This is a genomic window from Parasedimentitalea denitrificans (genome assembly GCF_011813015.1).
Classification (GTDB): Bacteria; Pseudomonadota; Alphaproteobacteria; order Rhodobacterales; family Rhodobacteraceae; genus Parasedimentitalea; species Parasedimentitalea denitrificans.
Genome location: NZ_QHLQ01000001.1, coordinates 399,273 through 416,321 on the forward strand (window position 1 = coordinate 399,273; position 17,049 = coordinate 416,321).

At 55.6% G+C, this 17,049-nt stretch carries 17 protein-coding genes; all 17 read right to left on the reverse strand.

What is annotated here, in order from left to right:
• Position 1 precedes the first annotated feature (1 nt).
• On the reverse strand, positions 2 to 1,261 hold the full coding sequence (gene nuoF, locus DL239_RS01955; RefSeq protein ID WP_167681692.1) for an NADH-quinone oxidoreductase subunit NuoF: 1,260 nt from the start codon (positions 1,259 to 1,261) through the stop codon (positions 2 to 4).
• Positions 1,258 to 1,770 (reverse strand): NADH-quinone oxidoreductase subunit NuoE family protein, encoded by a 513-nt coding sequence (locus tag DL239_RS01960; RefSeq protein WP_206188301.1) that lies wholly within the window; start codon positions 1,768 to 1,770, stop codon positions 1,258 to 1,260. Before DL239_RS01960 ends, nuoF begins: the two co-directional genes overlap by 4 nt.
• The gene (gene nuoD, locus DL239_RS01965) at positions 1,767 to 2,984 is read right to left on the reverse strand and encodes an NADH dehydrogenase (quinone) subunit D (RefSeq protein ID WP_167681694.1); all 1,218 of its coding nucleotides are present in this window, start codon (positions 2,982 to 2,984) and stop codon (positions 1,767 to 1,769) included. The genes DL239_RS01960 and nuoD overlap by 4 nt, the downstream gene beginning before the upstream one ends.
• A complete protein-coding gene (locus DL239_RS01970) occupies positions 2,981 to 3,490 on the reverse strand; it encodes an NADH-quinone oxidoreductase subunit C (protein WP_167681696.1) in 510 nt (169 codons plus the stop codon). The genes nuoD and DL239_RS01970 overlap by 4 nt, the downstream gene beginning before the upstream one ends.
• Positions 3,490 to 3,999, reverse strand: coding sequence for a NuoB/complex I 20 kDa subunit family protein (locus tag DL239_RS01975; protein WP_167681698.1), 510 nt, complete (start codon positions 3,997 to 3,999; stop codon positions 3,490 to 3,492). Before DL239_RS01975 ends, DL239_RS01970 begins: the two co-directional genes overlap by 1 nt.
• Positions 3,987 to 4,349 (reverse strand): NADH-quinone oxidoreductase subunit A, encoded by a 363-nt coding sequence (locus tag DL239_RS01980; protein WP_167681700.1) that lies wholly within the window; start codon positions 4,347 to 4,349, stop codon positions 3,987 to 3,989. Before DL239_RS01980 ends, DL239_RS01975 begins: the two co-directional genes overlap by 13 nt.
• Before the next feature lie 87 nt (positions 4,350 to 4,436).
• A complete protein-coding gene (locus tag DL239_RS01985) occupies positions 4,437 to 5,888 on the reverse strand; it encodes an NADH-quinone oxidoreductase subunit N (protein ID WP_167681702.1) in 1,452 nt (483 codons plus the stop codon).
• A 10-nt stretch (positions 5,889 to 5,898) separates the two neighbouring features.
• A complete protein-coding gene (locus DL239_RS01990) occupies positions 5,899 to 7,374 on the reverse strand; it encodes an NADH-quinone oxidoreductase subunit M (protein ID WP_167681704.1) in 1,476 nt (491 codons plus the stop codon).
• Positions 7,374 to 9,146 (reverse strand): Na(+)/H(+) antiporter subunit D, encoded by a 1,773-nt coding sequence (locus DL239_RS01995; RefSeq protein ID WP_167681706.1) that lies wholly within the window; start codon positions 9,144 to 9,146, stop codon positions 7,374 to 7,376. Before DL239_RS01995 ends, DL239_RS01990 begins: the two co-directional genes overlap by 1 nt.
• On the reverse strand, positions 9,139 to 9,393 hold the full coding sequence (locus DL239_RS02000; RefSeq protein ID WP_167681708.1) for a hypothetical protein: 255 nt from the start codon (positions 9,391 to 9,393) through the stop codon (positions 9,139 to 9,141). Before DL239_RS02000 ends, DL239_RS01995 begins: the two co-directional genes overlap by 8 nt.
• Positions 9,393 to 10,895, reverse strand: coding sequence for a monovalent cation/H+ antiporter subunit D family protein (locus tag DL239_RS02005; protein ID WP_369410524.1), 1,503 nt, complete (start codon positions 10,893 to 10,895; stop codon positions 9,393 to 9,395). Before DL239_RS02005 ends, DL239_RS02000 begins: the two co-directional genes overlap by 1 nt.
• Entirely contained in the window at positions 10,892 to 11,194 is a 303-nt protein-coding gene (gene nuoK / locus DL239_RS02010) for an NADH-quinone oxidoreductase subunit NuoK (protein WP_167681712.1), read from the reverse strand. Before nuoK ends, DL239_RS02005 begins: the two co-directional genes overlap by 4 nt.
• The gene (locus tag DL239_RS02015) at positions 11,191 to 11,733 is read right to left on the reverse strand and encodes an NADH-quinone oxidoreductase subunit J family protein (RefSeq protein WP_167681714.1); all 543 of its coding nucleotides are present in this window, start codon (positions 11,731 to 11,733) and stop codon (positions 11,191 to 11,193) included. Before DL239_RS02015 ends, nuoK begins: the two co-directional genes overlap by 4 nt.
• Before the next feature lie 58 nt (positions 11,734 to 11,791).
• The gene (locus DL239_RS02020; RefSeq protein WP_206188302.1) at positions 11,792 to 12,217 is read right to left on the reverse strand and encodes a CBS domain-containing protein; all 426 of its coding nucleotides are present in this window, start codon (positions 12,215 to 12,217) and stop codon (positions 11,792 to 11,794) included.
• A 71-nt stretch (positions 12,218 to 12,288) separates the two neighbouring features.
• The gene (locus DL239_RS02025) at positions 12,289 to 12,861 is read right to left on the reverse strand and encodes a NuoI/complex I 23 kDa subunit family protein (RefSeq protein ID WP_167681718.1); all 573 of its coding nucleotides are present in this window, start codon (positions 12,859 to 12,861) and stop codon (positions 12,289 to 12,291) included.
• Positions 12,862 to 12,878: 17 nt separating this feature from the next.
• Entirely contained in the window at positions 12,879 to 13,865 is a 987-nt protein-coding gene (gene nuoH / locus DL239_RS02030; protein WP_167681720.1) for an NADH-quinone oxidoreductase subunit NuoH, read from the reverse strand.
• 192 nt (positions 13,866 to 14,057) lie between these two features.
• Positions 14,058 to 16,997 carry a PAS domain-containing protein gene (locus DL239_RS02035; RefSeq protein ID WP_167681722.1) on the reverse strand — a complete coding sequence of 980 codons (2,940 nt, stop codon included), beginning with the start codon at positions 16,995 to 16,997 and terminating at the stop codon, positions 14,058 to 14,060.
• Positions 16,998 to 17,049 lie beyond the last annotated feature (52 nt).

Sequence of the window (17,049 nt, forward strand, 5' to 3'; positions counted from 1 at the left end):
TTCAGCCAGCCTTTGATTGCGGGATGATCAGGGCGTCGAATTCATGGCGAAAATGTTTCAGAGCCGCACCCAACGCCCAAGCGGCCCCGTCGCCTAGCGCACAAAAGGATTTGCCAAAAATCCCACCGCACAACATTTCCAGCTGTTCCACATCGCCGCGCTGCCCCCGCCCGGCCTCAATCCGGCGCAGGATCTTGGCGGCCCAGGTCAGCCCTTCGCGGCACGGGGTGCACTTGCCACAGCTTTCATGATTGAAGAATTCGGTCACCCGACGCGCCACCTGTGGGATTGACGCGGTTTCATCCAAACCGATTATCCCGGCGGACCCCAACATGCTGCCAGCCTCGGCCAGCGAGGCGAAGTCCATCTTGATATCAAATTCGCTGCGCGGAAACATCGGCGCCGAAACCCCTCCGGGAATTCCGGCCTTGAATTGCCCGGTCAAGGCGCCACCGCCGTAGTCCTCCAGCATTTCACCAAGTGTCCGCCCCATCGGCAGTTCATACACACCCGGCCGTTTCACCTGCCCGCTAATACAAAACAGTTTCGGCCCCGGAGAATGGTCCGGCCCGATAGAGGCGAACCATTCACCACCGCGACTGAACAGATGTGGCAGGCAGGCCAATGTTTCTACGTTATTCACCACTGTCGGGCATTCGTACAACCCCGCCACCGCCGGAAACGGAGGCTTCAGCTTGGGCTGACCACGCCGCCCCTCGATGGATTCCAACAGCGCAGTTTCCTCGCCACAGATATAGGCCCCGGCCCCTTTGTGAATGTGGATTTCCAGCGAGTGCTCACTGTCCAGAATATTGGGCCCAAGATAGCCCAGCGCGTGGGCCTCATCTATGGCTTGCTGGCAATGTTCGATCGACAACCCATACTCACCGCGAATGTACAGATACGCCGTCCGGCAGCCGATGGCATAGGCCGCGATTATCATGCCTTCGATCAACTGATGTGGGTCGCGCTCCATCAGAATGCGATCTTTGAAGGTGCCTGGCTCTCCTTCGTCGGCATTGCAGCACAGGTAACGGGGCAACGGGCTGTCCTTGGGCACAAAGCTCCACTTTAACCCGGTCGGAAACCCTGCCCCACCGCGACCACGCAGGTTTGCGGATTTCACCTCTTCGATCACCTCGTCCGGGGCGAAATTGCGCAGCACCGTTCGCAACCCCTGATAGCCGCCCGAGGCCTCGTAGGTTTCAATCCGGTGGGCACTGGGGTTGTCGATGTTTTTCAGAAGGACCTGCTCGCTCATGACATCTCCTCGGCAGGCTGAGCCGCAAACGTGGCCAGCAGCGCATCCAGTTTTTCAACCGTCAGATCCCCGTGATACTGCGCATGCGCCATCAAAACCGGAGCCACCTCGCAGGCGCCCAGGCATTCGACTGCTGACAATGTAAAACTGCCATCCGATGTGGTCTCGCCCGGTTCCACCTCCAGCCGTTGTTGCAGGTGCTGCATCAAAGCCTCGGCCCCGCGCAGCATACAGGGCAGGTTTGTACACAGTCGAATGTGGTGGCGCCCCATCTTTGACCGATCGTAGAGGCTGTAGAAGCTGGCCACTTCAAACACCCAGATTTCGGGAACGTCCAGCAGCTCGGCAATGGCGCGGTAGGTCAGTTCATCGACGCTACCATATTCCTGCTGCGCCAAATCCAGCGAGGGCATGATAGCACTGCGGGCCGTGGGATAGCGGGTCATGATCTGCTCAACCCTCTCAGCAAGGTCGCTCTTGATCTCGTCCAGACTGCGGGTATCGCTCATTTGTCGACCTCTCCCATTACCGGATCCAGACTGCCCAACATCGCAATCACATCCGCCAGATATTTGATATTGGTGGTGCGTTCGGTCAGTGACTGAAGATTGACAAAAGACGGCGAGCGTACCTTGAGCCGGAATGGTTTTTCGCTGCCGTCCGAAATCAGATAATAGCCCAGCTCTCCCTTTGGAGCCTCTATCGCCGAGTAGAACTCACCCGCCGGAACCTTGAAGCCATTGGCGGACAGGAGAAAGTGGTGGATGTGGGTCTCCATCGAGTGGGAGAGCAGATCCTTGTCGACCGGAAATGCGATCTTGGGGTCATCAACCAGAACGTCGCCCTTGGGCATCTGACCAATGCACTGGCGAATGATCCGCAGGCTCTCGCGCATTTCATCCACGCGGCATTTCCAACGGTCATAGCAATCACCGTCTTGGCGAACGATAACATCAAACTCAACCTGACCGTAAATCTCATAAGGCTCATCCCGCCGGATGTCCCAGTCGACCCCCGAGGCACGCAGGTTCGGGCCGCTTAGACCCAGCGCGATGGCATCTTCGCCGGTGATATTACCAATGTTTTCGACACGAGCCAGAAAGATCCGGTTGTTATCCAACAGCGTCTCATAATCAGAAATCCGCGCCGCAAAGATATCGCAGAACTCCAGTATCCTAGCCTCGGCACCTTCGGGCAGGTCCTCGCGTACCCCGCCGACCCGGCAGAACGAAGTATGCATTCGCACGCCCGTGATCATTTCCATCAGGTCCATGACCATTTCGCGATCGCGCATAGTATACAGAAGCGAAGTCATCGCCCCCACGTCCATCGGCAGCGCCCCTGTGATCAGCAGATGGCCCGAAATCCGCGACAGCTCGGCCATGATCACCCGGATATACTGCGCCCGCTCAGGGGCCTCGATCCCCAGCAGCCCCTCAACCGCCAGTGCGTAGCCCAGGTTGTTAGACGGTGGGCACAGGTAATCCAGCCGATCCGTCAGGGGGAAGATCTGCGTATAGGTGAAGCTCTCGAACAGCTTTTCCGTGCCCCGATGCAGCAACCCGATGTGCGGCTCGACCCGCTCGATGATTTCCCCATCCATCTGCAACAACAGGCGCAGAACACCATGGGTGCTGGGATGCTGAGGGCCAAGGTTCAACAGCACTTCGCGCGACAGGCCAGTGTCCGTTGTGACCTCGTTGATGACAGTTGCCTCCGTCATTCGGAGCCCTCGGCCACGGGTTCGACACCCAAGGGATTGTAGTCATCCTTGTAGCCGCGCAATGGGAAATCCCGACGCATGGGGTAACCATCAAAACCGTCCCACATATAAATCCGCCGCAAGTCGGGGTGGCCGTCGAAGTGGATACCGTACATGTCATAGGCCTCACGCTCGTGCCAATTGGCGGTTGTCCAAACAGGAATAACCGTCGGAGCAATGGCGGGATCGTCCAAGCAGCATTTCAACCGAAGCCGCCATTTATGCGTCACGGAAAACAGATGATAGACCAGCATGAAACGCGGTGTTTTAGGAAAGATATCAACCGCGCAGATGTCAGACAGGAAATCAAACCTTAGGGACGGATCGTCACGCAACTGGGTACACAGCGCGACCAGATCATCAGGCGGCACCAGCAGGCAAGGCATATCCGCCGCGCCCTGATCTAGGCTGACCCTTTGATCATAGGGTTGCAGCACCGCAGCCAGAGGCATGTCCCCCGCGACCATCAGGAGGGCTCCATCGCGGCGTCATCAGGATGTTGAACCCTAAGAACCCGAGTGCCGGTAATCTTTTCCTGTAGCTGCACAAACCCATGCAACAGGGCCTCGGGGCGTGGCGGGCATCCTGCAACGTGGATATCCACCGGCACAACATGATCAACCCCCTGCACCACGGCGTAGGTGTTATATACCCCACCGGAAATGGCACAGGTCCCCATGGCGATGACATATCGCGGTTCAGCCATCTGGTCATACAGGCGGCGCACAATCGGCGCCATTTTCCGCGTCACAGTACCCGCCACAATCATCACATCCGACTGCCGGGGCGACGGGCGAAACACAACGCCGAACCGGTCCAGATCATACCGCGCGCACCCAGCCGAAATCATCTCGATCGCGCAGCAAGCAATGCCAAAGGTCTGCGGCCATAGCGACGACTTGCGCGACCAATTGATGATTGCGTCAGAATTGGTGAAAAACACGTTGTCTTGAAATCGATTGCTCAGGACACCCATTCCAGCGCCCCCTTTATCCAGGCATAGGCAAAGCCGACCAGCAGCAGCACGATGAAGACAAACATCTCGATATAACCAAACAGCCCCATGTCCTGCAGCACCACAGCCCAAGGGAACAGGAACATGGTTTCAACGTCGAACACCACAAACAGGATGGCGATCACAAAGTACTGCACCTTGAACAATCCAGCCGAGGCCTCGCCCACGTGGTCCACCCCACATTCATAGGGGCGGTTTTTCTCGGGGTATGGATTATGCGGGCGGATCAGCCGTGACAGCGTCAGAATGAACACCGACAGCGCCACGATCACTGCAACCATCAAAAACACCGGTAGGAAGTCTATTGGCATGTCATATCCTTATTGGTGTGGCCCTGCTTTTTCCTCAAATCATTGTCACAGGGGTCTTCAGAACAACGTAAATCAAACTGGGCAATTTCAACCCAAACCGGCGCTTGCTGCGGCCTGCGCCACGTCAAGAAACAAGGCAGGAAGAACGCCAGTCATAATGGTACCGATCAGTGTCACCGCCAGCGCCACACGCAACGACGGCGTCATCAGAACCTCGGCTGGGTGATCCGTTTCATCCATATACATCAACATGATAATGCGCAGGTAGAACCAGGCTGACACCGCGCTGAACAGCACCGCGATCACCGCCAGTGTGACTTGGCCAGAGGAAACCAGTGCGGCCAGAACATAGAATTTGGCAAAGAAGCCCCCGGTTGGTGGGATACCCGCCAGCGACAGCAACAGGACCAGTGTAATCAGCGCCAATCCGGGGTGGCTCTTGGCTAGGCCGCTGAAATCCCAAATCGGCTCTCCACGGTCCGCGCCTTGGTTCAGCAGGATAATCACCGCAAACAGACCAAGGTTCATCAGCGTAAACACCAACAGATAGAGCATCACGCTGGCCAACCCGTCGCTGCCACCCGCCAGCAGGCCCAACAGCAGAAAGCCCCCATGCGCAATCGAGGAATAGGCCAGCATCCGTTTGATATTGGTCTGCACCAAGGCCACCAGACTGCCCGCAGCCATGGTCAGCACCGCCACAACCACAACACTGTCACGCCAAACCGGATCCAGCGCTGTCAGGTCCTGCATCAGCACGCGCAGAACCACCGCAAAGGCGGCAACCTTGCCGACGGTGGACATAAAGCCAGTCACGGGCGACGGCGCGCCCTCATAGATGTCGGGCAACCACATGTGAAACGGCACCACGCCGACCTTGAACAACAACCCAGCAAGCAGAAATAGCGTTGCCAGTATCAACATCGGGTCCTGTGCATCCGCATTGCCCAGCGCCGTGGCCGTTGCGCCCAACTGAGTGGTTCCGGTCAACCCGTAGAACAGCGACAGGCCGAACAGCAGCAACCCGGACGAAAACGCACCCAAAATGACATACTTCAGCGCCGCCTCGTTTGAGCGGGTATTGGTGGTCAGGAACCCCACCAGCACATAGATCGACAGGGCCTGTAGCTCGATCCCGATGTAGATGATTAGCAAATCCGTGCCGGACACCATGATCATCGCCCCCGACAGGGCAAACAGCAACAACACGTAGTATTCGCCCTTGTCGGTGTTTTCCGCCCTAAGGTAGCCGCCTGACATCAGCACGGTCAGCGCCGTGCCCAGATACAGTACCAGTTTGAAATAGGTCGAAATTCCGTCGACGACGAACATCCCCTGATAGGCGGACTGCGGCACGTGCCCCAGTGTTGCGCTCATCCCAGCAGCCAGCGCGATCATCAGCAGACACAGGCCGGCAATCAGCCCACCCTGCCCCGGTCGCGGCACCAGACACAGCATCAACACGACACATGCCCCCAGGATAACGATGATCTCGGGGCCAGACAGCTGCACAGACATCTTGATTTGGGTTAGATCCATCTTGCCCTCCTCATGGTGTCACCACTGGCAGGGACAACTGGATCATTAGGTGATCAAGTGAAGGCTGTAGAATGGTCAGAAATGGCTTCGGATAGAGCCCGAACCAGACCACAAACAGTATAAGCGGCAGGGTACAGAGCAGCTCTCGCGGGTTCAGATCCCACAGCGGCGCCTCGGACGGCGCGGCAGTTGGCCCCAGCAACATCTGGCGATAGACGCCCATCAGATAGGCCGCACCGGTCAGCGCGCCCAGAACCCCGGCGGCCCCGGCCCAGCCGCTAACTCCAAAGGCTGCGGCCAGTACCAGAAGCTCTCCAATAAACCCGTTCAGCCCCGGCACCGCCATCGAGGCCAGCAGAAAAGCCGCAAACAATATGCCAAACAGCGGCACCGCCTTGATTAGCCCGCCATAACTCGCGATCTCGCGTGAGTGGGTACGCTCGTAGATTAGCCCCACACATAGGAACAGCGCACCGGTGGTGATGCCGTGGTTGAACATCTGAATCACCGCGCCGGACAGGCCCATAGTATCAAATGTGAACAGGCCCAAAGTGATGAACCCCATGTGGCTGACGCTCGAATAGGCAATCAGCTTTTTGATGTCGCGCTGCACCAGCGCCAAAAAGCCGCCATAGACAATCGCCACAGCCGACAGCGCGATCATCATCGGTGCGAAATAATGCGAGGCCTCGGGCAGCATCGGCAGAGAGAACCGCAGGAAGCCATAGGCACCCATTTTCAGCAATACACCTGCAAGAATGATACTGCCCGCCGTCGGCGCCTGCACATGGGCATCCGGTAGCCAAGTGTGCAGCGGCACCATAGGCACCTTAACCGCAAAGGCCACCAGAAAGGCCAGAAAGACCCAGACCTGCAAGGTGAACGGATACTCTGCATCCATAAGGGCCAGCACATCAAAGGTTTGCCCGCCGTTGAAATACAGCAGCAGAATACCGATCAGAAACAGCAGGCTACCCGCCAACGTATACAAAAAGAACTTGAACGCTGCATAGATCCGATTGTCGCCGCCCCAGATGCCGATGATCAGGTACATCGGCACCAACATCGCCTCCCATAGGATGTAGAACAGGATCATATCCAACGCGCAGAACACCCCGACCATCAGGCCTTGCATTGCCAGCAGGCAGGTCATGAATTCGCGTACCCGAGTGGTGATCGATGTCCAGGACGCCAACACGCAAATCCAGCCCAACAGCGTTGTCAGCAACACGAACCAAACGCTGATCCCATCAAGGCCCAAGCGATAGCTGATGCCCAGTGACGGCACCCAGGCATAATGCTCGCCAAACTGCATCGCTGCCGAACTGGCGTCGAAGCCCACCAACACCCAAACCGCCAGCAGGAAGTCGGCGAATAGAAACACAAAGGCGAACCAGCGGGCGGTTTGCGCATCCCGCAAAAACGGCACCAACACAGCCCCAACAGCGGGCAACAGGATCATGAGGCTAAGGAGCGGCACGCCCATCATGGTGCCCCCATCGCGATGTATAGCGGCCAACCAAGCAGCAGGATCAACCCGGCGACCATCACCACCGCGTAATGCGACACGATCCCAGTTTGCAACTGCCGCAACACGGACCCCAGGCGCAGCGCAGTCAATGCGACCCCGTTCACGATCGCATCAATCACCATCATATCAACACGCAGGCTGCCCCGTGACAGACGGTGCAACAACCGCAGCCCTGCCCCGTCGCCCAGCGTAGTCAGCCATTGTTCCCAGATCAGCACCGGACGGCGGGCGATCCACATGAACAGGCTGGCACCACGACGATAGACCCAGTCGGTGTCCAAGCTTATGGTCTTTTCCGGATCCAGATATTTCAAGAACAGAACAAAGGCCAACAGGGTGAACATCAGCACCCCCAGGCTCTCGGTTACATGGGCGCCGCTGTAGGGGTGATAGTCCACCGGATAAGGCAACTGGGCGTACAGCAGTTGCGGGAACACACCAATCCCAATGCAGAACACCGCAGCAATCCCCATTGCCAACAACATATTCCGTGGCGGCTCGGCCGGTCGCAGCCCGCAGTCTTTGCCAAAGAACATGTAATACGGCAGCTTTAGTCCGGTGTGCAGAAACGTCCCGGACGAGGCCACGGTCAGCAGCAATGCCACGGCCGCGCGATGATCCCCGGCGGCGGCAGAAATGATCATACTTTTACTGACAAAGCCGCTGAACAGGGGAAAGGCCGAGATCGCCAGCGCCCCGATCATATACAGGCAGACCGTTATTGGCATGGTGCGATACAACCCGCCCAGCTCGGTCAGCTTGCGGCGCCCGGTCATCAGGATCACCGCCCCTGCGCCCATGAACAGCAGCCCCTTGTACAGGATATGTGCAAAGGCATGTGAGGCAGCACCGTTCAGGGCCATCTCTGTCCCCATGCCCACGGCGGCCACCATGTACCCGACCTGACTGATGATGTGGTAGCCCAGCAACCGGCGGCAATCGTTTTCCAGCACCGCAAACACCACGCCGTACAGCGCCATTGCGACACCAAACCCAATCAGCACCTCGGCCCCCGGATAGTTGCGGATCAACACATAGACCGCAGTTTTGGTGGTAAAAGCGCTGAGGAATACCGCGCCTGTCACCGTTGCCTCGGGGTAGGCATCCGTTAGCCACGCGCTAAGCGGCGGCACGGCGGCGTTCAGCATGAAGGATATAAGGATCAGGTTATAGGCCAACCCACCCTGCCCATGATCCAGCGGCCCAATCAGGTACGACCCGGTCTGCACACCGTGCAATATGATGCCACCAAACAGCAGTACTCCACCGGCGACATGCACCATCAGATAGCGAAACCCAGCAGCCACCGCTGCTGCATTAGCCGAGGCAAAAATCAGATAGGCCGAGGCTAAGGCCATTACCTCCCAGGCCACCAGCAGGGTGAACCAATCACCGGCAAAGACCACACCAAATGCGCTACTGATATACAAGAACGCCGCAACCCGTTGGCCAGTGTCCGTAATGTGCCAAGCATAGATATTGCCAATCACCGCCATGATCGCAAACACCCAAGCAAAGACCAACGACAGTTGATCGGCCTGAAACAGTACCAGATCCACCCCGGCGAAATGGACGTGCCCGCTGCTACCGGCAGTCATCTGCGCAACGCTAATGAGGGCCAGTATAGGCACCAGCACTGAAAGCGATTTCTGCCAAACCCCGCGCAGCAAGGGGAGCACCAGCGCGCCCAGAAGCATCAGAAATGCAGGGTGCAGCCACTCAATCATAGTAATCCTCATCGCGCATTATGCCGCCGCTGTGGCCGATGAACTTACTGATGAAAATTATGGCGACGCAGCTGACGAACCCAAAGCCCGCCGACCACCCCGGAATGGTCTGCCAAAAGTAATAGGTATGCGCACGTGGCACGAAAAAATCGGCGATGACAATCACAACCAGCACCGCTTGCAATAGCCGCCAGCGCTGTTTTGCGTATCGGGCCTCTCCAAAGAAATTCACCAAACCAGCAATCATCACAACCCCGCCCCGCGCATAACAAGCTGCGACAGTTCAACAAAAAATCCAGGGGTCAGCCCCAGCAGAACAGACAAAACAGCCGTTACCATCAGCGGCACCGCCACCATCGGGATCTCGCGCACCTCTTGCATGGCGACCAACGATTGATCCTGTTGGGGTTTCGCGCGTTCAAAAAAGGCGGTGTAGGTGACCGGCAGGAAATACGCGGCATTCAACACGGCGCTGACCAGTAGAACCGCCAAAAACACCATCTCGCCCGCGTTGGCAGAACCCAACACCAGATACCATTTACTGATGAACCCACCGGTCGGCGGCAGCCCTATCATCCCAAGCGAACCAATGAAAAACGCCGCCATTGTCCAGGGCAATTGCCGCCCGATGCCAGCCAGATCGCTGATATTGCGACGGTGCGAGGCGCAGTAGATTGACCCGGCACAAAAGAACAACGTGATTTTTGAAAACGCATGCGCAGCGACATGGGTCACTCCACCAACGGCCGCCATCGGCGTCAGCAACACTGCACCAAGGATGATGTAGGACAGCTGGCTGACCGTTGAATAGGCCAGCCGCGCCTTTAGGTCATCACGTGTCAGCGCATAGATCGACGCCATGACAATGGTGAACGACACCAGATAGGCCGTGGCGATGCCAAGCCCAAGGCTGCCCATTAGATCAACACCCATGACATGGAAAATCACCCGCAACAGGCAGAACACACCCATTTTGACCACGGCCACCGCGTGCAGCAGGGCGCTGACCGGGGTTGGCGCAACCATCGCGGCTGGCAACCACGCATGGAACGGCATGATCGCCGCCTTGGCAAAACCAAACAGATAGCAGAAATAGACCACGCTAAGCAGCGCGCCGGATGCGTCGACACCACCAAACAGGCCACGCGGCATGAAATCCAACGTACCCGCCAGATGATAGGTCAGCGCCAATGCGGCCAGCAGCAAGGATTTCGACGCGCCAAGCAAATAGACCATATAGCGGCGACTGCCTGACCAACTGGCATCATCCTCTTTGTGGTAAACCAGTGGATAGGTAACTAGGCTCAGGACCTCGTAGAAAATCACCAATGTGAACAGGTTGGCCGCAAATGCACCGCCAACGGCAGCCGACAGCGACACCGCAAAGGCGGCAAAAAACCGGGTCTGCGCGTGTTCGTTCTGACTGCGCATATAGCCGATGGAATACAGCGCCGCGAGGATCCACAGCAGGCTGGAAACCGTTGCAAACACCATGCCCAACGCATCAACCCGAAAAGAAAACGCCACCCCTGGCAGCACCTCAAACAGGGTCAGATCATGGGTGCCACCTGCCATCACCAGCGGGGCCAGCGAGATCACGATCAGAAATTTCACCACCGCCGCCACAACCGAAACCGTATCCCGAAGGTTAGCCCGGCGGCGCAGACACAAGATCAAGACAGCAGCCATAAGGCTGACTAAAACTGCCAGTAGTGGTCTGATCGATAACAATAATTCCAAAAATCTCAACCCTTCAAGATGGTCAGTTCATCCACTTCCAACGTGTCTTTATTGCGCAGCAGGGCAACCAGAATGCCCAAGGCCACCGCGACTTCGGCGGCTGTGATGGCGATAACGAAAATGGCAATGATCTGGCCGCGCAGATCTTGCAGCACGTGTCCAAAGGCCAGCAAATTGATGGTCACGCTGTTCAACATCAGCTCTAGCGACATCAGAACGATCAGCACGTTACGGCGCAGCAAAACACCCGCCGCCCCGATCACAAATAAAGTCACTGCAAGGATCAAATACCAAAGCGTCGGGATCATCGGCGCCCCCCATTCTGGGGTTTGTCAGCTGCCACAGCCTCATCTGGGCGGGCCAAAATCACCGCCCCGATCAAGGCAACCAGCAAAATCACCGAGGCGACCTCAAACGGAAGCAGGAAATCCTGGAAGAGCAAGAGGCTAAGATCTTCGACGGATGGCTGTTCGGTGATCGCCAGTCCCGGTCCCATGACCGTGTGTATCTTGGCACTTTGCATCAACAAGACAAACAGTTCTGCCGCCAAGACCACCAGCACCACTAGGCCGGGCCATGCCGCTTTCTTTAGATATCGGGTTTTCGCTTCCTTGCGGACGTCCAGCATCATGATGACGAACAAAAACAGCACCATCACTGCCCCGACGTAGACAAAAATCTGTATCACCGCCAAAAACGGCGCGCCTAGCAGAATGTAAATCGCAGCGACCTGAACCAGACAAGCGACAAGGGCCAAGGCACTATGGACAGGATTTCGTGCCACAATCACCAGCAGCGCTGATATGATTGCAACCCCTGACAGCAGCAGAAAAAACTCACGTTCCATTTCCGTCCCCTGAGTGTGGCTCCTGATCAGGTTTTCACGCGATCAGGTGGCGCGAAATTCAATGACTGTAGCCAGTCCCCTCGATGTATTTGAGCAGTTCCTCTTCCTCGCGCATGATCTCGTCCAGCCGGTGCTTGACGACATCGCCAATGCTGATCACGCCCTTCAATTCATCATTGTCAAAGACCAGCATGTGGCGGTTTCGTCCGCCGGTCATCATCGCCATAATCCGGATCAGATTGTCACCCGGCGCGCACCTGGCCACTTCTGAATGCATAACATCCCGAACTGGTGTCTGCCGCCCGGCACCATCTGGGCTCGCCATTGCTGAACAAATCTCACGTTCCGAGATCCCACCTAACGGGTTCCCGTCTTTATCCATAACCAGCGCAAAACCAATTTTTTTAGCGTCAAACAACTGAGCCGTCGTCATCAGGCTGTCATCTGGCCCAACCGAATAGATATCAGCTCCCTTCTGGAGCAATATTGTGCTGACATACATTTTTCGCCCTTTCCTGTTGCTGTTGCGGGCCAATTGCCAAACAATCTTGGCTGTTAATCCCTTCGGACTCGGGACCACCAATCCCGGCCAGCATCCGATTCAGGTCTCAGAATTGAATGCTGACTACCGGCTGAATCCAATTTTGCTGGTTTGATGTCGCCGCCATCCTCGGACTTTCGCGGCGCCGCGATCAGGTCCTCCAAATGCACCTTCAGTGTGGCGCGGTTGGTAGTCGAGACCTCATATTCCTGCCCCAGTTTGATCGCGTCCGCCGGGCAGGCATCCTCGCACAATCCACAGTACAGACAGCGAGCCAGATCGATATCAAACACTTTGGGTCGGCGGTCACCTTGATCATTTTCGAACGGGATAACGGTAATGCAATTGCAGGGGCAGATTTTTGAACACAGCCCGCAAGCAACGCAATTCACCTCGCCCGCTTCATTGGTATTCATAAAATGGTGGCCCCGGTGACGTTGGTAAGGCACCCATTTTTCATGATCAGGGTAGTGATGTGTCACAGTTTTGGACATCATGTATCCCAGTGTCAGACGTAACCCGGCCAACAAATCGGCAAAGAATACCCGCCCAATCCAACTGCTTTGTTTTACTCCTGTTCTAGCCATTGCAATTGACCCGTTTTCTACAACATCAAAAAGCCGCTCACTAAAATATTAAGTAACGAAAGCGGCAACAAAACTTTCCAGCCGATGGTCATCAACTGGTCATAACGGTAGCGCGGAAAAGTGAAACGCAACCACATAAACACCCAAATGAAGAAACCGACCTTGATAAACAGCCACAGGAAAGGCGGCAAAAACGCCGGACCACCTAGCCAACCGCCAAAGAAAAGCAGCACGTTCAGAAAGGCTAAAAAAACCAAAACCAGGTATTCCGCCAGCATGAACAAAGAGAACCGAATACCGCTGTATTCAGTGTGATAGCCTGCACCCAGATCGCCTTCGGCCTCGGGCAGATCAAATGGAATTCGCTGTGCCTCAGCCAGACCAGCGACAAAGAATACAAAAAATCCAATCGGTTGCACTACGATATTCCACAACCCCTCCTGCGCTGCGACGATCTGGCTCAACTGCATAGAGTTGGCCAGCATCACAACGCCGATCACAGAAAACCCCATTGGAATTTCATAGGAAATCATCTGCGCAATGGACCGCAGGCTACCCAAAACCGCATATTTGCTGTTCGAGGCCCACCCAGCAAGAATAGTGCCGAACACCCCGATCCCGGAAGCTGCCAGAATGAACAGTAATCCAACATTCAGGTCCGCCAATGACAGCGTGACCGTGGTGCCAAAGATCTGAACGGGCTCACCAAACGGAATGGCGACAAACACCAGAAACGGCGGCACCAGCGCCACCACAGGAGCGATCGCAAACAACATCCGATCAGCTTGCGCCGGAATGTGATCTTCTTTGGTCAGCAGTTTGATTGCGTCAGCCAGTGGTTGCAGCAGTCCATGCCACCCAACCCGCATCGGGCCAGGCCGTTGTTGGATATGCGCGGCAATTTTTCGTTCCAACCAGGTCAAAGGCAGCGGCAGAAGCAGCAGAATGCCCACGACTATTGCCATCTTGATAAACAGTGGAGCCAAACTCAAAACGTATTCCATAGTGCCGAACCTCCGGGTCGACCAACACCAGCAGATCCGGTTATTTGCGCTTGGATCCTGCTGTTCTGGAATAGATAGATGGCGCAGTTCAGAAAAATTGCCGCAAGAAACTGCATACCTGTCAGAAAACAGGTGTGCGCATCCCAGCTGTTTCAGCCGCTTTGCGCCGTCTAGTCGTCGATCAGTTTACTGCTAGCTCAACCCAAGCCGCCGTTCAGCCTGTAGGGTCGCAAGTGTATCGATCAGATGGGATTTGTTGATGGGTTTAGACAGGAAATGATCCATCCCCGCTGCCAGGCAGGCCTCACGATCACTTTCAAAGGCGTTGGCTGTCAGGGCAACAATTGTCGGCTGCTCGATATCTAGCGCCCGGATCTCACGTGTGGCTGCGATGCCATCCAGTTCTGGCATCGACATGTCCATCAGCACAATATCCGGAGCGTGTGTCTGACACAGGGTCACAGCCTCGCGTCCATTTACCGCCTCAACCAACTCAAGAGGTTGATCATTCAGGTATTTATGGATCAGAAGCCGATTAACGCGGTTGTCCTCTGCCAATAGTATTCGACTTTCGCTCAGCATGGTTGCGGGGGATACGACAGCCATATCTGCGTCTTTCCCATCACTTTCAGCAGGCGACATTTGCAGGCAGAGGGTGAAACAACATCCCTCGCCCAGCTCTGACCGCAACGTGATGTCACCACCCATTCTTTTGGCCAAGGCACTAGAGATGGTCAGCCCAAGACCGGTACCGCCAAAGGCCCGCGTAATGGCCGCGTCCGCCTGCGAGAACCGGTCAAAAATATGCTCTGCTTGATCTGGAGAAATACCAATCCCGGAATCCTCAATCTCTATCAACAACCGATAAGGATCATCGCGATCGGCCCCTACGTTGATCGTCACACTTCCCTCAGAGGTGAACTTTACCGCATTGCCAATCAAGTTCACCAGGATCTGCCGCACTCGCCCATCATCGCCAAGCACGCGGTCCACCAGGCCGTCGGCATAATGGACATCAACTGAGATCCCTTTCTCGCTGGCTTTGGGTCTTAGCAGATCTACCGAACGGTCAACACAGTGGCGCAGATCGAAGGCAGTTGATGAAATTTCAAACTGTCCGGCCTCCAATCTGGATAAATCAAGGATATCATTGATGATTTTCAACAATGCATCAGAAGAATCCTGAATCGTTTCCACGTATTGTTTTTCATCCGCGCCAAGATCAGATTCCGCCAAAAGACCCGCCATTCCAATGATCCCATTCATCGGAGTGCGAATTTCGTGGCTCATATTTGCCAGAAACTCTGACTTGGCCCGGTCAGCCAGTTCAGCCGCGATTTTAGCCTCTGCCAATTCACGCTGACGCGTTTTGGAGCCGGTGACATCGCGCTCAATCCCGAGAACCAGTTCAACCTGCCCCTCATCGTCAAAAATCGGAACCAGGTGAGTACTAATCCAGATTTCTTCTCCTGACTTTTTGTAGTTCAGCACCTCTGTATGGTACCGCTCACCACGCGCCAGATGGGCCGCAATATGCTCCATCACTGTCGGATCTGATTTCGGGCCGACAAGCAATTCTTTGGGGGTAGAGCCAATCGCCTCTCCCAGAGAATATCCCGTAACCCGCGTGAATCCATCGTTGACCCAAACAATTTTACGGTCGGCGTCGGTCAAAATAATGCTGTCAGATGCATGTTTGGCAACCAGCGAGAGCCGGTGAAGCTCGGCCTGTTGTTTCTGTAGCTCAGCGTGGGCTTGTTCCAACGCTTGTTGACCGTCAAACAGCTCGATATTTTGGTGCTGCAGGGCTTCATTGGTACGCATCAGTTCGTCCCGCAACTCCATGTCACGGGTAACATCCCAGTTCACCCCGATCATTCGTTTTTTGCCATCAGCATCCATGAACGAGACGCCAACTCCACGAATATGACGTACGTCCCCGTTTGGGTGAAGAACGCGAAAATCCTCAGAATAATGTCCGCCATCCCGCAGTGCCCCCTCAAAGAATTGACTTGAGGTCTTCAGATCATCGGGATGCAGACACTTCCACCAGACATCCAACCCAAGACTGCCGGGCTCTCCGGAGTACCCAGAGAGGTCGCACATTTGTTGATCCCAGATCAGACTGCCGCTGTCAGGTTCAAAATCCCAGACCCCCATCTTTGAGGATTCCAACGCAACTTTTAACCGCCATGAAAGCGTTTCCAATTCCCGTTCACGTCTCTTTAGCGTGCGAATTGCCGATCGGCGCGCGGCAGAAAGTCGCCCGGACAGAATCGTCGGGAACAATATGACCGTTCCCGCAACCAATAGTGCAAACCTAAGGGACCATAGATTTGCGGGTTGTACTGACCACCCCCCCAATGGACGTGCCGCCAATTGCCAATTGCCAACCGGAAATGAGATATCTGCCAGTACCGGGTTGTCTTCAACTATACTGCTGTCCCCGTGGAACTGGGCCCCCGTCACGCCCTTTCCATCATGGCCTATCAGCGCCAGTTCAATACCCAATTCCGGATCTGTAACACCAGTTCCCGCGTACAGAGCATCAACATCTATGACGGCTGAAAAAATACCGATAAACTTTCGGTCGGAACCGGTTCCTACGAAAATTGGAAAGCGGCAGATAAAACCGCGACCGCCCTGAACTAGGTTAACCGGTCCAGCCAGCACCATTTCACCGCTGTCGCGCACACGATAAGCGGCCTCACGCTGTGCCTCGTTCTTGTTGTAGTCCAAGCCAAATACCGCCTCATTACCCTTCACTGGGTATAGCAATGAGACAATCAGATCCGGAGCGGCGGCCAAGATACGTATCTCTTTATGGTCTCCAAGCACCTGTTCGGCCAGTTTGCTGAATCGAGCCTGGCTCATGTCTGGTTCGGTTGAAAGCACCGCCACCAGTCCCTGAACCAGCTGAATGTCAGCGCTCAGCTGCCCCTGTAACCGTGTCGCGATCAAACTGGCCTCGTGTTGGACACTCGCACGAAGACTTTGGTCATGGATCGTCAGATTTTGCTTTTCCGCTAAAAAAGAAGCGACAAGAACGGCAACAAAAGTCACCAATGTTGGAAGGTGAGTTCGCGTTTGAATGGGACCAAGCCAAGAGCTGGGGCGAAAGCCAAATGTCATATGAATTTCATTCCCAATTTCGGTTTCGGTTCCAGACTATCCAGCCTTGATA

What these genes read in the sequence shown, in the direction of transcription:
- nuoF (WP_167681692.1), bottom strand. Translation starts at nt 1,261, where the DNA reads ATGAGCGAGCAGGTCCTTCTGAAAAACATCGACAACCCCAGTGCCCAC.
- DL239_RS01960 (WP_206188301.1), bottom strand. Translation starts at nt 1,770, where the DNA reads ATGAGCGATACCCGCAGTCTGGACGAGATCAAGAGCGACCTTGCTGAG.
- nuoD (WP_167681694.1), bottom strand. Translation starts at nt 2,984, where the DNA reads ATGACGGAGGCAACTGTCATCAACGAGGTCACAACGGACACTGGCCTG.
- DL239_RS01970 (WP_167681696.1), bottom strand. Translation starts at nt 3,490, where the DNA reads ATGGTCGCGGGGGACATGCCTCTGGCTGCGGTGCTGCAACCCTATGAT.
- DL239_RS01975 (WP_167681698.1), bottom strand. Translation starts at nt 3,999, where the DNA reads ATGGGTGTCCTGAGCAATCGATTTCAAGACAACGTGTTTTTCACCAAT.
- DL239_RS01980 (WP_167681700.1), bottom strand. Translation starts at nt 4,349, where the DNA reads ATGCCAATAGACTTCCTACCGGTGTTTTTGATGGTTGCAGTGATCGTG.
- DL239_RS01985 (WP_167681702.1), bottom strand. Translation starts at nt 5,888, where the DNA reads ATGGATCTAACCCAAATCAAGATGTCTGTGCAGCTGTCTGGCCCCGAG.
- DL239_RS01990 (WP_167681704.1), bottom strand. Translation starts at nt 7,374, where the DNA reads ATGGGCGTGCCGCTCCTTAGCCTCATGATCCTGTTGCCCGCTGTTGGG.
- DL239_RS01995 (WP_167681706.1), bottom strand. Translation starts at nt 9,146, where the DNA reads ATGATTGAGTGGCTGCACCCTGCATTTCTGATGCTTCTGGGCGCGCTG.
- DL239_RS02000 (WP_167681708.1), bottom strand. Translation starts at nt 9,393, where the DNA reads ATGATTGCTGGTTTGGTGAATTTCTTTGGAGAGGCCCGATACGCAAAA.
- nuoK (WP_167681712.1), bottom strand. Translation starts at nt 11,194, where the DNA reads ATGATCCCGACGCTTTGGTATTTGATCCTTGCAGTGACTTTATTTGTG.
- DL239_RS02015 (WP_167681714.1), bottom strand. Translation starts at nt 11,733, where the DNA reads ATGGAACGTGAGTTTTTTCTGCTGCTGTCAGGGGTTGCAATCATATCA.
- DL239_RS02025 (WP_167681718.1), bottom strand. Translation starts at nt 12,861, where the DNA reads ATGGCTAGAACAGGAGTAAAACAAAGCAGTTGGATTGGGCGGGTATTC.
- nuoH (WP_167681720.1), bottom strand. Translation starts at nt 13,865, where the DNA reads ATGGAATACGTTTTGAGTTTGGCTCCACTGTTTATCAAGATGGCAATA.
- DL239_RS02035 (WP_167681722.1), bottom strand. Translation starts at nt 16,997, where the DNA reads ATGACATTTGGCTTTCGCCCCAGCTCTTGGCTTGGTCCCATTCAAACG.